Source organism: Desulfosudis oleivorans Hxd3 (assembly GCF_000018405.1).
Taxonomy (GTDB): domain Bacteria; phylum Desulfobacterota; class Desulfobacteria; order Desulfobacterales; family Desulfosudaceae; genus Desulfosudis; species Desulfosudis oleivorans.
Map to the genome: position 1 here is coordinate 2,102,535 of NC_009943.1, position 15,428 is coordinate 2,117,962.

The 15,428-nt window shown below is 56.7% G+C and carries 7 protein-coding genes; 6 read left to right on the forward strand and 1 reads right to left on the reverse strand.

Going from position 1 to position 15,428, the window contains the following annotated elements:
- Positions 1-114: 114 nt before the first annotated feature.
- A complete protein-coding gene (locus tag DOLE_RS17345; RefSeq protein ID WP_012175171.1) occupies positions 115-2,334 on the reverse strand; it encodes a methyl-accepting chemotaxis protein in 2,220 nt (739 codons plus the stop codon).
- A gap of 159 nt (positions 2,335-2,493) precedes the next feature.
- Between DOLE_RS17345 and DOLE_RS09010 the strand changes: the two genes are divergently transcribed.
- The 6 genes from DOLE_RS09010 to DOLE_RS09035 all read left to right on the forward strand — a co-directional run bounded on the left by DOLE_RS09010 (position 2,494) and on the right by DOLE_RS09035 (position 15,425).
- The gene (locus tag DOLE_RS09010) at positions 2,494-3,399 is read left to right on the forward strand and encodes a sensor domain-containing diguanylate cyclase (protein ID WP_012175172.1); all 906 of its coding nucleotides are present in this window, start codon (positions 2,494-2,496) and stop codon (positions 3,397-3,399) included.
- A gap of 196 nt (positions 3,400-3,595) precedes the next feature.
- Positions 3,596-5,902 carry an FG-GAP repeat domain-containing protein gene (locus tag DOLE_RS09015; protein WP_012175173.1) on the forward strand — a complete coding sequence of 769 codons (2,307 nt, stop codon included), beginning with the start codon at positions 3,596-3,598 and terminating at the stop codon, positions 5,900-5,902.
- A 44-nt stretch (positions 5,903-5,946) separates the two neighbouring features.
- Complete coding sequence (locus DOLE_RS09020) at positions 5,947-8,277, forward strand: FG-GAP repeat domain-containing protein (RefSeq protein ID WP_012175174.1); 2,331 nt, start codon at positions 5,947-5,949, stop codon at positions 8,275-8,277.
- Between the two features lie 268 nt (positions 8,278-8,545).
- Positions 8,546-10,627: a TIGR03032 family protein gene (locus DOLE_RS18440; RefSeq protein WP_012175175.1), complete on the forward strand. Its 2,082-nt coding sequence runs from the start codon at positions 8,546-8,548 to the stop codon at positions 10,625-10,627.
- Between the two features lie 441 nt (positions 10,628-11,068).
- Positions 11,069-13,195 (forward strand): FG-GAP repeat domain-containing protein, encoded by a 2,127-nt coding sequence (locus DOLE_RS09030; protein ID WP_012175176.1) that lies wholly within the window; start codon positions 11,069-11,071, stop codon positions 13,193-13,195.
- A 37-nt stretch (positions 13,196-13,232) separates the two neighbouring features.
- Positions 13,233-15,425: an FG-GAP repeat domain-containing protein gene (locus DOLE_RS09035; protein WP_012175177.1), complete on the forward strand. Its 2,193-nt coding sequence runs from the start codon at positions 13,233-13,235 to the stop codon at positions 15,423-15,425.
- Positions 15,426-15,428 lie beyond the last annotated feature (3 nt).

A 15,428-nucleotide genomic window follows, 5' to 3' on the forward strand; every position in this document is an offset into this window, starting at 1 on the left:
TACCTTAAGCCATTCATGACAGTTTGTATTTTCAAAAAAGGCTGATATCTATTACAACATTCTGTATATTATAAAAAACTTACCAATGTTGAAAAATTTCATGAAATATTCGGGCTACACCTTGAACTGGTCTACTAGCTGTTTAAGCTCTTCCGCCACCGTGGAGAGGGACTGAGCGTTTCCAGAGAGCTTGGTGCTGATGTCGGCCAGTTCACCGGAGGACAAGCTTACCCGGGCCAGGTCACGGGTCACCTCGGCGTTGGTAGAGGAACTCTGCTGCACATTCCGGGAGACCTCCTGCACCGCCAGGGCCACCTGGGCGATGTTGGCGGTGATTTCCCGGGTTCCCACAGACTGCTGTTCCATGGCCGCGGATATGGAAGAGACCACCTCCTGGACCCCGGATATGACACTGGAGGCATCTTCCACCGACGCGGCAGTGGCACCGGTGGCGGTCTGAATGTTTCGAATCAGGTCCTTGATCTCCTCGGTGGCGTCCGCTGTCTGGCCGGCCAGCTTCTTGATCTCGTCGGCCACCACGGCAAACCCCTTACCCGCCTCTCCTGCCCGGGCCGCTTCAATGGTGGCATTTAAGGCCAGCAGGTTGGTCTGCTCCGATATCTCGGTGATGGTTTCAGTGATCCGGTCGATCTCCCCGGCCGCCTGGCTCAGGTCGGCGATCCGGTCAAAAGCCTCTTTGGACCGGGCCGCGGCACGGCTGATATCCTGGCGGGCCATTTCACTGTTTTGCGCGATCTCGTTGATGGTGGCGGTCATCTGTTCCGACGATGTGGCCACCATATCCACGTTGGTGGCCGACTCTTCCATGGCAGAAGCCATGGAGCGGGCATTGGAACTCAACTGTTCCATTGAAGCGGCAATGGTGTTCAACTGCCGTGACGTGCGCCGTGCCCCGGTTTCCAGCTCCCTGGAGATGTCCAGCAGCGATGCCGAGGAGCCGATGAACGTTTCCGCCCGCTGGGTAACACCGGACATGATCCGGGCCAGTTGTTCCATCAGCCGGTTTACCCACACGGCCATCATGCCCATCTCGTCGGTGCCGGTCACTTCCAGCCGCCGGGTCAGGTCTCCGGCGCCCTGGGCAATATCCTCCAGCATGGCCGTGGTCTGCCGCATGGGCGCCACGATGCGGCGGGACACAATCACGGCAAAAAGAATCATGGCCATGCAGACCAGAACGGTAATCACGGCCAGCCGCAAAAACTGGCCGGTCTTCTGGGCAATGATCTGGGACCGTTTGCCCGCCATCTCGGATTCAACACTGTCCAGCCAGGTCACGGCCCCCAGGGTCCAGCCCCACGGCTCGAGGGAACGGGCGTGAATCACCACCGGGTCAGGCGTTGCTCCCCCCGGCCTTGTCAGCAACTGCTCAACGGTGACAGGCCCTTTTTCCGCCGCCTTTTCGGCAATGGCGGCCAGGGCCGCTATCGGCCCGCCGGCCCGCGTGTCCGTCTCTTTTCCGGCGCCAAAAGGGTTCAGGACAATTGCCCCCTGGTCGTCGAGCACCCAGAAAAAGGAGTGGGACCGGGCATCACCGCTCATGGACCGAAGCGTCTCCAGTGCCTGCTGCATGGCCGCAGTCCCGGTTCGGCTGTTTGCCGGCACAGTGGTACCGATGATCCAGTTTAAAGGGGTAAACCGTTTCACATAGGCGGTCACGGGAACGGCGTTGGCCGGATCGTCGTCAGACCAGAGAAAACTCAGGCGGCCTTCATCCGTTTCCGCGCACATATCGGCAATGGCCGCAAAGGGCTTGGTGCCGTCAGGCCCGGTAAAGTCGGTCACGTCAAGGCCCTCAAGTTCCGGCCGGCCGGGGTGCAGGATCATTCGGGGATGCAGGTCCATGATCCAAAAATAACCGTTGTCGCCGTACCGAAGCCGCTCCACCGCCGACAGCATCTCCTGCCGCAGCTGGCCCGGGTCCATGCGGGTATCGGCCCCAGCGTATCCTGACTTCGGCAGGGCCCGCTTTCGGGGAACGGCGGTATCCGGGGAGGTCGCGGCCGGCATGCCCGCGGTTTCATAGATATGGGCCAGCATACCGCAGGCCAGGTCCACATGCCCTTGAACCGTTTCCGCGGCGTCCGTCGCATGCAGCCGGGAGAAAAACGCGTGAAGCATACCGACATGGTCGGCCAGTTTCTGCTTTTCGTTTTCCACCATCATTCGGCGCGTCTCCGCGACCTCCTGCCGTCCCCGGGAGGACAGAAAAGACCCGGAAATCAGAATGCCGATCATGCCCATGATCAGCACACCGGATACCGAGATAAAAATCAGCCTGGCCCGAACCCCCATCTGTCTCTTCCTGATCATGCTTCGCCTCCCAAAAACGCCTGTATAGGTCTGAACAACAGCGCCACTATTGCAGAAAAGTAATTCAAGGGCAACGGTTTAATAACCAGTTCCACGAATTGAAATTGACGAAAAAGCCCCGCCATGATATGTACAACCATTCTTTTCAAGGAGGTCCCGATGATCTTTTCGCAAGTCGTTAATATGGTCAACCTCGGTATCGCCGTTCTGGACAAGGACCTGCGGGTGTGCCACTGGAACCGGTGGCTGGAGATGCACACCGGCATTCCTGAAAAAACGATTCAAAACACCCCGCTGCTGGATCATTTTCCCAACCTGAACCAGAAATGGTTTTTGCGGGGATGCAAAACCGTTTTTACCCTGGGCAATGTGGCCTTTTTTTCCCATAAGCTCCACCGCCACGTGCTGCCCATCACCGCGGCCCATCACCTCTCCCCGGAATTCAAGTTCATGCGCCAGAACTGCACCATCGGCCCCGTCTATTCAGACGACCACAAGGTGGATTACATCTGCATGATGATCCAGGACGCCACAGAGGTGGCTTCCCTTGAAACCCGGCTTCTGGCTATCAGCACACGGGACCCCCTGACCGGCCTTTACAACAGGAACTATTTTGAGACAAAACTCAAAGAAGACCTGGAACGGCACCGGCGGTACGGCGGCGCCCTGTCGGTCATTGTCATCGACATCGACGGCCTGAAACCGATCAACGAAAGCCTGGGCAACCATGCCGGCGACACGGCCCTGGTGGAGATTGCCGGCCTGCTCACCGGACGGCTGCGCACTGTGGACACCATCGCCCGGTACGGCGCCGACGAGTTCTGCGTTATTCTACCGGAAACACCGCTTAGCGCGGCCATGCTGGTGGCCGGCCAGCTTCGGGAGAAAGTAGCCCAAGCCGCCCTCTGCCCGGACAAAACCGGCCGGCCCGTTACCATCAGCATGGGGGTTATGGAATCAGCCGAAAAGGGTGTCAATTGCGAGGATCTGTTAAAAAAGATAAATGACGCCCTGACCACAATCACCGGCAGTCCGCCGAACAGCCTGATTTCACTTTCGGATTAATAAAACCACCGGGGGCGGGAAACCAGCCGGAACCTCTTGTCCGGTTTCGATAATGTGCGTATTGCCTGGCCGCAAGAAACATCTTGACAAAAAAAAGCCTTCAGTATTATAAACAAGCTTATTCACACTCAAAAAAAACACAGGGGAATTTCATTTTTTTTACCATAAGATTATTCAAAACCTAAGGGAGGCGTGTATGGTAACTCATCGTTTAAATGAAACAGCCGCGCAAACAGGCGGCATGATCAAAGGGCAGTTCCTTTCGCCCGGCATGTTGAAGACCGGCGCACTGGCCGCTTCCGTGGCAGGCTGCGTTTTTCTGGCCTCCCCGGCCCACCAGGCACTGGCCGCGCCCGGACCCTTTCTGCCACACGGCATTCAGGGCAACCCCCTGCCCCTGCCCGTGGGAGCGCCCATGCTCAGCCGGCCGGCCCTTGTTGATATCGACGCCGACGGTGACATCGACATCTTTGTGGGCGACAAGGAAGGCTCCATTCACTATTTTGAAAACATCGGCACCGCCTCGGCACCGGCCTTTGAAATCCGAACCGGTGCGGACAGTCCCTTCTGGTATTACGATACCGGGTGTGAAACCTACTACCCCTATGGTGTTGACGAAGATGCGGCCCCTGCCTTTGTGGATATCGATAATGACGGAGATATGGACGCTTTTGTGGGCAGCGGTTACGGATACGGATCGATCGAATACTTTGAGAACATCGGCACCGCATCCGCACCGGAATTTACCCCCTATGCCGGAACCGAGACCTTTAACAATCCCTTTGGTATATGGTCTCCTTCAGAGTCCACTCCGTCCTTTGTTGATATTGACGGCGACGGTGACATGGACCTCTTTATCGGATCCGAATCCGGTGGAATCACCTACTTTGAAAACATCGGCACCGCCTCCGCGGCCATGTTTACGGGAACTCAAAACCCCCTGAACGTGGATGTCGGGGACAGCAGCGCCCCTGCCTTTGCCGATATCGACGGCGATGGCGATCTGGACGCTTTTGTGGGAAGCAAATACCAATCTTATGATGTCTCTTCCGGCATCCTGGGCAATGTCTACTCATTCACCGCTGGCATCGCATATTTTGAAAATCTGGGCTCCGTATCAGCGCCCATGTTTACTTCCTGTAATCCAGATAATCCCTTTGACGGCCTTGAGACAGACAAATACAGTGCGCCGGCTTTTGCCGACATTGACGGCGACGGGGACCTGGATGCCTTTGTGGGCGGGATGTACGGCAACCTGGAATTTTTTGAAAACACCGGTACGGTTGACAGCCCGGTCATGACAGAACGCCATGGCAAAAACAACCCGGCCTGGGGCGCGGACGTGGGTTTTTACAGCAAACCGACGTTTGTCGACATCGACGGAGACGGGGACTTGGACGCCTTTGTGGGTGAGTTCGGCATTTTAGCGGGTTTTGCCTACGACGCCCCCATTAGAATGGCCGAGGCTGAGCCAATGCCCGTACTCTACGGCAACATCAATTTTTTTGAAAATACCGGCACAGCCGAAAACCCGGACTTTGTGCAGCGTGAAGGCGAGGGCAACCCCTTAGGCGGTGCCCTGGGCCTGTTTGAGGTGGGTAGTTCCCTGTCGTTTGTTGATATTGACGGCGACGGCGACATGGATGCCTTTATCAGCTCCAAGTACAGCGGCCCCCGCACCACTGGCCTGGAAGAGCCGGCTCTGCCGGTTGCAATGCAGTACTTTAAGAATATCGGCACTGCCACATCCCCCGACCTGGTTGCCATGCCCGGGGAAAACCCGCTGGCGGATATTCCCCCCTACGGCGACGGCGACAGCGTCTCCCCCGCATTTGTTGATATCGACATTGACGGGGATTTTGATCTGTTTGTTGGCGTCCCGTCCGGCGACATTTTCTATTTTGAAAACATCGGCACTGCATCGGCCCCCGAATTCGAGAGCTTTGTGCCCGCCTCTGTTATTGAAGAACCGGTGGAAAACCCCTTCGGCCTCGGGCCTTTTCCTGCTGGTGCCAACCCGGCCTTTGCCGATGTAGACGGTGACGGCGACATGGACGCGGTGGTAGGTGTGAAATACGGCGGAATGGCCGACGTCGAATACGAGAGCGGTATTATATACTACTTTGAAAACACCACCACAGCCACGGATACCGAGCCGGTATTCACCCAGCGCACAGGAGAAGACAACCCCTTTGGCTATTACGGTGACGAGGTGTCGGGCATCTATGCCGCGGCCCCGGCCTTTGCCGACATTGACGGCGACGGCGACATGGACCTGTTTGTGGGTGAACGTTATGGCCGCATCGGATTTCTTGAAAACCGGGCCATCGTTCCGGCGCCGCCGGATGATGATGATGACGACACCCCGGTGGTTGTGCCCGATGATGACGACACCTGCTTTATCGACAGCGCTGCCGGAGCAGAAGACAGCGGGCAGGCGGGTCTTTTTTCCAGAATAACCGGTCAGGTATATGGAGTCGTGCGCTCCATGCTCCGGCCGTAAAAACAGAACCAATACCCTTACTTAAAAGTGATGGAGGATCGATAATGATGAAACATCAGACCCTACGGACAGACGAAGGAAAGCCTTTTCCCGTTGCGTCCTGCCTTGTAAAGGGAGTGGCCGCCGCGTCCATGGCCGGCCTTGTCTTTGCCGCCTCCCCGGCCCACTGCGACCTTTCCGCAGGCCCTTTTGTCCAGCAGTTCGGCGCAAACAACCCGCTCAAAGCCCCGGTGGATGTCAGCCAGTATCTGCTGATTCATCCCTCCTTTGTGGATATTGACGGGGACGGCGATTATGACATGTTCATCGGCGGTGAAGGCTACGGTGATGAAGGTGAAATCCGCTTTTTTGAAAACACCGGCACCGCCGCCAACCCCGGCTTTGTGGAACGCACCGGCTCCGGCCCGGGCGGCAATCCTTTTTATGGCATGGATGTAGGATATGGCCCGGCCCCGGCTTTTGCCGATATCGACGGTGACGGCGACATGGACGCCATCGGTGGTGAAGGGGATGAGGGATTTATCTATTTTCAGAACACGGGTACAGCTTCGGCTCCCGCCTTTACCGCCTACTACCCGTATATCTCCGTAATTGAAAATCCGTTTGCCTTCCTTGATCCATTTGGCACGTACGCCACGCCGGCCTTTGTTGACATCGACGGCGATGGCGACATGGACCTGATTTTCGGAAAATACAACACAGGCAGCCTCGGTTTTTCAGAGAATATCGGTACAGCCACGGACCCGGCGTTCAACTCGGCCGTGGACAACCCTTTTGATCTGTATGAAGGCGGGCCCTACAGCACACCGACGTTTGCCGACATTGACAACGACGGTGACATGGACGCGGTGATGGGAGAAGCCGAAGGGTATCTGAACTTTTTTGAAAACAACACCGTGGGCGGCGAATCAATAGACTTTACCAAGTTCTACCCGACTGACACAGGCAACCCCCTCTACGGCCAGAATCCCGGCTATTACAGTTCCCCTGCCTTTGTTGACATCGATGGCGACGGCGACATGGACATGGTTGTCGGCGCTTACAACGATTATGGTGATGATGACGACGATTTTAGCGACGTCACTGCCAGTAGTTCGGCAGGGTCTTTGACTTACTATCAGAACGTCGGTGATGCCGACGCCCCGGCCTTTGCCCTGCGGACCGGCGCGAAAAGCCCGTTTAGCGGGTTTGACGTTGGATACCTCAGCACCCCGGCCTTTGTGGACATCGACGGCGACGGAGATCTGGACGCCTTTTCCGGCAAGCTGGGATTTGACTATCGCAGCCTCCTGCGTCCAACACTCGCTGAAGAGACGCCTTCCGTGAATGACGGCATCCACTTTTTTGAAAATACCGGCACTGCCTCGGCCCCGACCTTTATGGACAACAGTGACCAGGTCGATAACCCCTTCTTTGAGGTGGCCCCGGGGGTAGGCAGTTTTGTGGCCTTTGCCGACATCGACGGCGACGGCGACATGGACGCTTTTGTCGGCGGCGTGCCCACGGATGATTTCGTCACAGTTACAAAATTTGAGGAGGGAGAGTCTTTTGAGACCTTTCTGCGTTTTTTTGAAAACACCGGCACTGCCGCGGCTCCTGTGATGTCCCAGCGGGCCGAGGAAGACAACCCCCTGGCCGCGGTCAACAGCGACACAACCACCCTGCCCCGGGCCATTGCCTTTGTCGACATCGACGGTGACGGCGACCTGGACGCTTTTGTCGGCCGGAAATACTTCGAAGGATATGAGGACGGAGAAATCGGCGAAGAAAGCGCGCCCATTCAGTTTTATAAGAACAGCGGCACCGCCCAGGACCCCGTGTTTACGCTGGATGACAATGATAATCCCCTGGGGTTTGTTCTCGAAAACACGCCGAATAGCGGGGTCTACAGCCTGGCCTTTACCGATATCGACGGTGATGGCGACATGGACGCGGTGGTGGGCGAGTACAGGGACTACATACGCCGGGCAAAATTCTCCGCATCTGTTGTCGATGATGATGACGATACGGATAACAGCATTACGTACTATGAAAACGTGGGCAGTGCCACGGCCCCGGCCTTTGCGCCGGTGCCCAAGGTCGATGACCTGTTTGCCCGGATGACGGAAAACAGCCCCTACATGGCGCTTTCTCCCGCCTTTGCCGACATTGACGGCGACGGTGACACCGACATCTTTGCCGGTGAGGCCATGGGCCGGTTCCTGTTTATCGAGAACCAGACGCCGGCTGACGATGATGACGATACTCCGGCGGTGCTGCCTGTTGAGGATGACGACACCTGCTTTGTTCAGGCGGCCCGGGCCGATAGCAACCCGTCGTTCATCGTCCGAAATGCCAGGCGCGTTTATGATGCCATGACATCCCTGTTCAGATAGAGCAGAAACAGACAACCTCAAAAAGGGAGGGGCGCTTTGCCCCTCCCTTTTTGTGTCTTGGCAACGTTTTTTTTCTTTCCCACTCATCATTCATCATTCTTAGCCCTCCGAATGCCGCCCCTGATCCGGCATTCGGTTAAAACAGGCAGAAACCTTCTTTTGAAAAAAGGTCGAGGCAGGGCTGGAATCAGGGGTTGAACTGACCGGTAAAAAGCGTTATGCTCTTTTTCCTCATCAACACCATTACTGGAAACAGAGGAGCCGCTGCATGAATGCCGCCCAGAAAAAACCGCCCCTTGAAATCGTCTGCTCCCGCCACTTTCTGCCGTGGCTTCATGAACATGGCATCAGCCTGGCCTTTACCACCTACCAGTCATGCCGCCTCTTTTTTATCGGCCTGAAACCCGACGGCACCCTGTCGGCCTTTGAACGGCTCTTTGACCGGGCCATGGGTCTTTACACCTCCCCGGAACGGCTCTACATGAGTTCCCGGTACCAGATCTGGCAGTTTGACAACGTGCTGGCACAGGGAGAAACCTACAAGGGATACGACCGGCTTTACGTGCCCCGCATCGGATTTACCACCGGGGACCTGGACGTGCATGACATCGTGGTGGACGACACCAACCGGGTGATGTTTGTCAACACCCTCTACAGCTGCCTGGCCACCCTTCACGACACCTACAGCTTCACCCCCCTGTGGAAGCCGCCCTTTATCACCAAGCTGGCCCCGGAAGACCGGTGCCACTTAAACGGCCTGGCCGTGGACGAAAACCGGCGGCCCCGCTATGTCACGGCGGTGAGCCGGTCCGACATGTTCGAGGGGTGGCGGGAAAAACGGTCCTCCGGCGGTCTCCTCATGGAGATTCCTTCCGGTGAGCCGGTGGTCACCGGCCTGTCCATGCCCCACTCCCCGCGTATCTATCAGGGACGGGTCTGGCTGCTCAATTCCGGCACCGGTGAACTGGGATATGTGGACACACAGAAAGGCGCTTTCGAGCCGGTGGCCTTCTGCCGGGGATACACCCGGGGCCTTGCCTTTTACGAAAATTACGCCATTGTAGGGCTTTCCAAACCCAGGGCCAACCGAACCTTTACCGGCCTGCCCCTGGACGAGCGGCTGGCAACCAAGGAGACCGAACCCTGCTGTGGCCTGATGGTGATCGACATCAACACCGGCGACACGGTCCACTGGATGATGCTGGAAGGGGTCACCACAGAGCTTTACGATGTCCAGGTGCTGCCCGGTATTCACCGGCCCATGGCCCTGGGCCATAAAACTGACGAGATCAAGACCATCATCACCCTGCCACCGGACCACCGGGCAGCCAACAATCCGGCGGTCTCCAGTCCGGCCCCTCCTCCGGCGGGAAATACACCGTCTTCGGCAGTACCGCCGGCCAATGAATTTGAATTCAAAATCAACCCGGATGCCACAGCTGTGGACATCATTAAAATCAGCGGTATCACCTTTCCAAATGTGCAGAAGCGGTGGCAGGTCAAGCCCGCCGGCCTGCCCCTGGTGCTGGTCACCGCCTCTTTAAAGGGCAGCCCCGTGGCCGCGGCAGTGGCGGAAATCCGAAAAAACGGGGAGCACGCCGAGATTCTCTCCCTTTATGTAGCGCCGGAATTTCGCAAACAGGGCATCGGCGCCCGGCTGGTGAGCCTGATGGAAAGCGCCCTGGCCCACAAAAAATGCCGTTCCATTGAGATCAATTTCCGCACCGATTGGGAAGGATGTGCTCCGGTGGAAAAAATCATCGCCCAGCAGGGGTGGCTGCCCCCGAAAACCCCCCGGATTCTTTGCAAATCCAGCATCGACCGGATCACCGGCGCCCCCTGGATGAAACACACCACCCTGCCCGATGGACTGGGCCTTTTCCCCTGGTCTGAACTCACCGACGCGGACAGAAACTATATCCGAAACCGCCAGGAAAAGGAAAACTGGTTTCCGCCGGTACTCACCCCTTTTCAGGAGGAGGCCAGCCTGGAACATGCCAACAGCGTGGGGCTGCGCAGAAACGGGCAGGTGGCCGGTTGGATGATCACCCACCGGACCACGGCGGACACCATTCAGTACACCAGCCTGTTTGTGGAGCCGGACCTGAGGAGCAAAAGGGCTGTTTTTCCTTTAATCGTCGAGGCGGTCACCCGCCAGATCCAGGCCGGTGTGCCCAACGGCATCTGGATGATCGACACCCAGAACACGGCCATGCGAAAGTTTACCGAACGGCACCTCAAGAAATACCTGGTCTCCATGACCGAGCTGCGCCACTCGGTGCGCCTGCTGCGTGCCGAAGAAACGGTCGCCCCGGGCGCGACTTACACTGGAGCAGCCTACTCGGCATAACAGGATATTGTGTTATTCCTGGTCTGGATCGCCCAATCAAGTTGGGCGATGACGGAGGGGGTTGGACGATGACGAACTACCTCATCCTGTTCATCATTCATCATTCCGCACTCATCATTCCTGCTTTACCCTGCTGTGATGCCCTTTCGGGCGCACGATAAACGGATTTTTCATCCTCCGGTTTGTAGTGACGCCGTCAGGCGTTTAAACCTGTCCATACCCGTATGGCGTCTCGTCAATACACCCGGATTTTCCCCTCTTCTATTTACCGGCCTAACCATAAATTTACTTGACAAATCAGGCCTGCATTTTATATAAGCAAAGAATCCAAACACCCGAAATGTGAACAAGGGGTACCACATTTTCAAGCCTTTACAACAACGACCGATAAGCCCATAACGTTTTAACCAAAACCGACCCACATCCTTGAGGGAGGACACCATGAAACAGACCACACCCAGAATTTACGCCATCACCGGGCATGACAAGAATTTCATGCCTTTTTCATTTATGGCAAAAAGCGCGGCAACGCTCTCCCTGGCCGGCCTTGTATTTGCGGCCTCGCCGGCCCATGAAGCGGTGGCCGACATCGGCCCCTTTGAGTTAAAATTCCGGCAGGACAACCCCCTGATGCTTCCGGCCGGGGCTGATTCTTACAGCCGCCCGGCTCTGGCCGATATCGACGACGATGGGGACCTGGATCTTTTTGTGGGCACCTACGAAGGCACGATCTACTATTTTGAAAACATCGGCACCGACACAGCCGCCGATTTTGAAATGCGCATCGGAGAAGACAACCCCTTCTGGTATGCCAACACCGACACTACCATTGAGGCCCCCTACCTTCCTTATAATATAGGTTCCATGCCGTCTCCGGCCTTTTCCGACCTGGATAGCGACGGCGACCTGGACGCTTTTGTTGGGGAGGGTTATGGCGTTATCAACTACTTTGAAAATACCGGCACCGCCTCGGCCCCTCTGTTTACCGAGCGTACCGGCAGCGACGCCCCGTCTCCCTTTTGGGTGCAGGTGGGCACCAGCACTGATTATAATCAGGCTGTTGTGGGCGGTGAAACCACGCCGGCCTTTGTAGATATTGATGCCGACGGCGATATGGACCTGTTTGTCGGTGTCAGCCGCGGAGGCTCCAGGAGCGGGCAAGAGATCTCTATTAGTAGTGGTGAGATTCTCTTTTTTGAAAACACCGGCCCTGCATCGGCACCGGCGTTTGTGGAATACAACAGCGACGGGAACCCGCTTGACGGCTATTCAGGAGACTATAGCCCCACTCCCGTGTTTGTGGATATCGACGGTGACGGCGACATGGATGCCTTTGTTGGAAGTGATGGTGGGTCTCTATACCTCTATCGCAACATCGGTACGGCCCAGTCTCCTGAATTTGAAGAGCAGGGGGGCGACGACGGCCATCCCCTGGACAACTTTGATGCAGGCAGCTACAGCGCGCCTGTGTTTGGGGACATGGACGGTGACGGCGATATGGACGCCCTGATCGGTAACGGCGAAGGGTTTGTACATTTTATGAAAAACACCGGCACCGACGATGACCCCGCCTTTACCGAACTGCAAAGAAAGGCCAGCCCCACCTGGGGGTTTGACGTCGGGGGTGAAAGCGCGCCCGCGTTCGTTGACATCGACGGTGACGGCGACATGGACGCCTTTGCCGGTTCGGATCAGGGGTATATCTATTTTATGAGAAACACCGGCACGGCGAACGATCCGGTGTTTAACGCCCCGGCCGGTTTTGACAACCCGGACAATCCTTTTTACGGTGTGGATGACAACTGGGATTCTGCGCCCGCGTTCGTGGATATTGACGGTGACGGCGACATGGACGCCTTTGTGGGGACTGCTAACAATTCGGTAAACTATTTTAAAAATATCGGCACAGCCTCTGCCCCGGACTTTGTCAAAATGCCCCTTGAAAACCCCCTGGCCGATTATGCCGCAGACACCTATCGCTGGGCACCGGTTTTTGCCGACATTGATGGTGACGGCGACATGGACGCCTTCAATTTTTATGATGCACTGGTGTTTTACGAAAACATCGGCACTGCCACGGCGCCCGACTTTACCTTTGGCCTGCCGCTGGCCGAGGTTACCACGGGCGACGAGTACGGTTTCCCCGCTTTTGTGGATGCCGATGGTGACGGGGACCTGGACCTGGTTGTGGGAACGCCTGAAGGCGCAATTCACTATTTTGAAAACACCGGCACAGCGGACGAGCCCTTTTTCACCGAACTGACCGGCACTGACCATCCCCTTGCCGACTATCTTCTGTACCTGGAAGAAGGCGTGGATGATACTGCCCCCACCTTTGTGGACATCGACGGAGACGGGGACATGGACCTGTTTGTGGGCGAAGCCTACGGCCGATTTCTGTTTTTTGAAAACACGGAGATCGAAGGGACGGGCGGCGGCACCACACCTGCGGTTGCCAGTGATGACGACACCTGTTTTATTCAGACGGCCAGCCAGTCAAAAGCAGGTTTTTCGCCCCTTCAAACGGTAAAAAACATCTATGCGTCGCTGGTCTCTTTTTTGCGATAAAATATAAAACCAACCCTTACACAGGATGGAGGAGAATATGACGACTCAAGATAAAATGGCGCCAAACCGGCAAAAAGGCGGCGCATGCGCTGGTCATCTGGCCCGGGGCGCGATGGCGGCATCAATTTCCGGCCTGGTCTTTCTGGCATCCCCAGCCCACCAGGCAGTGGCTGCCGACAATCCCTTTACCCTTACTTTCGGCAAGGACAACCCGCTCAAGGCGCCCATCGGCCTGTCCGACTGGCAGTATGCCAAACCCGCGCTGGTGGACATTGACGGCGACGGGGACATCGACATTTTCATCGGCGGTTCATACGGAGGCGACGGACAGGGCTTTGTCGCGTATTTTGAAAACATCGGGGATGCTGACACGCCTGAGTTCGTGAAACGCATTGGCACGGCCAACCCCTTCTATGGACTGGATCTGGCGGAATACGCTGCCCCGGCCTTTGCCGACGTGGATGGCGACGGCGACATGGACGCGTTGGTGGGCGGCGATGGTGACGGCGGTCCGGGACTTGCCTATTTTGAAAACACCGGTACCGCCTCGGCCCCTGTGTTTACCCTGCAAAACGGCACCGCCAACCCCTTTGACGCGGCTGCCTCCGGGTACTACAACATGGCACCCACCTTTGCCGACATTGACGGCGACGGCGATATCGACGCCATCGTTGGGGAAAAGGGGGAAGACGGCGGATACGGATACGGCAGCCTTCACTATTTTGAAAACGTCACCACAGAGACTGATACCATGCCGGTATTCGACCACTTTGCACCGAACAATGACGCCAACCCGTTTTATCAGATTATGACCAATGATGACTCTTACACCACCCCGGCGGCCTTTGCCGACATTGACAATGATGGTGACATCGACCTGTTCGGCGGCGAGAACAGCAGCCACATCAGTTTGCTGGAAAACCTGGGGACAACCCCGGGTCCTGAAGGCCCCACGTTTACCGTCTATAATCTATATGACACGGAAAACCCCTTTTACATGGCCGATGTGCCATACTACTATCCGGCGCCTGCGTTTGCCGATCTGGACAATGACGGTGACCTGGACGGGATCATCGGCGGCGGTGAAGGAAGCCTGACCTTTTTTGAAAACTTCGGCACCAACGCGGCCCCGGTATTTGCCAAACGAATCGGCGCCAACAGCCCATTTACCGGATTTGACATCGGCGAAAGCAGCCAGCCTGTGTTTGCCGACATTGATGGTGACGGTGACATGGACATGGTCTCCGGCGGTGAAATCAATACCAACGAACTGGGCGAAGGCGCTGTGGGCGGCGAGATCGGCCAATCCCTGGACTTTTTTGAAAACACCGGCACCACCTCTGCCCCGGTATTTGAAAAACGGATGGGAGAAGACAATCCGTTTGACGGGGTGGTAACAGGCGAGGAGGATGTGGCCGCACTGGTGGATATTGACGGTGACGGGGACCTGGACCTGTTTGCATACTCCAAGTATGATGACAATGCCATCTCCTTTTACAAAAATACGGGCAGCGCCACAAACCCGGTGTTTGAAAAACAGGCCGAAGGGAACAACCCCCTCTTTTTTGTGGATGCATGGCTGCGGGGCGCCCTGCAGTTTGTGGATATTGACGGCGACGGCGATATGGACGCCTTTACCGGCAGATACGGTTATACCGGCGGTGGCGTCTATTTTTATGAAAACGTGGGCACGGAAACCTCACCGCGGTTTACTCCGGCCGGTGACAACCCCCTGGACATGGTCCTGGCCGGCACCTCCAATTCCAATGTCTACAGCCTGGCTTTTGCGGATATTGACGGCGACGGCGACATGGACGCCATTGTGGGTGAGTCCTCTTACAACGAAGGATGGGTACACGGCCTCCGGCTCTATGAAAACACCGGCAGTGATACCGACCCGGTTTTTACACTGGTGGAGGATGACAACACATTTGATGCACTGGCTGACCAGGAAGAGCCCTATTACGACTTGACCCCGGTGTTTGTGGACATCGACGGTGACGGTGACCTGGACGTGTTTATGGGAGAGGAATCCGGCCGGTTCCTCTTTTTTGAAAACCACACCAACGAGCCGGCATCGGGGGGCGGCACTACAGCCGACGACCTGGGCCTTTCCGAGACCGACGGTGATGCCTGTTTTATCGACACCACCCGGTCCGATACGATTCCCGGCGTTTTTACCCGGGCCGCAAAACGGGTCTATGACGCGGTAACGGCCCTGATCCGGTAAGGC

Coding starts and splice junctions, on each gene's coding strand:
- DOLE_RS17345 (WP_012175171.1), bottom strand. CDS start 2,334: ATGATCAGGAAGAGACAGATGGGGGTTCGGGCCAGGCTGATTTTTATC.
- DOLE_RS09010 (WP_012175172.1), top strand. CDS start 2,494: ATGATCTTTTCGCAAGTCGTTAATATGGTCAACCTCGGTATCGCCGTT.
- DOLE_RS09015 (WP_012175173.1), top strand. CDS start 3,596: ATGGTAACTCATCGTTTAAATGAAACAGCCGCGCAAACAGGCGGCATG.
- DOLE_RS09020 (WP_012175174.1), top strand. CDS start 5,947: ATGATGAAACATCAGACCCTACGGACAGACGAAGGAAAGCCTTTTCCC.
- DOLE_RS18440 (WP_012175175.1), top strand. CDS start 8,546: ATGAATGCCGCCCAGAAAAAACCGCCCCTTGAAATCGTCTGCTCCCGC.
- DOLE_RS09030 (WP_012175176.1), top strand. CDS start 11,069: ATGAAACAGACCACACCCAGAATTTACGCCATCACCGGGCATGACAAG.
- DOLE_RS09035 (WP_012175177.1), top strand. CDS start 13,233: ATGACGACTCAAGATAAAATGGCGCCAAACCGGCAAAAAGGCGGCGCA.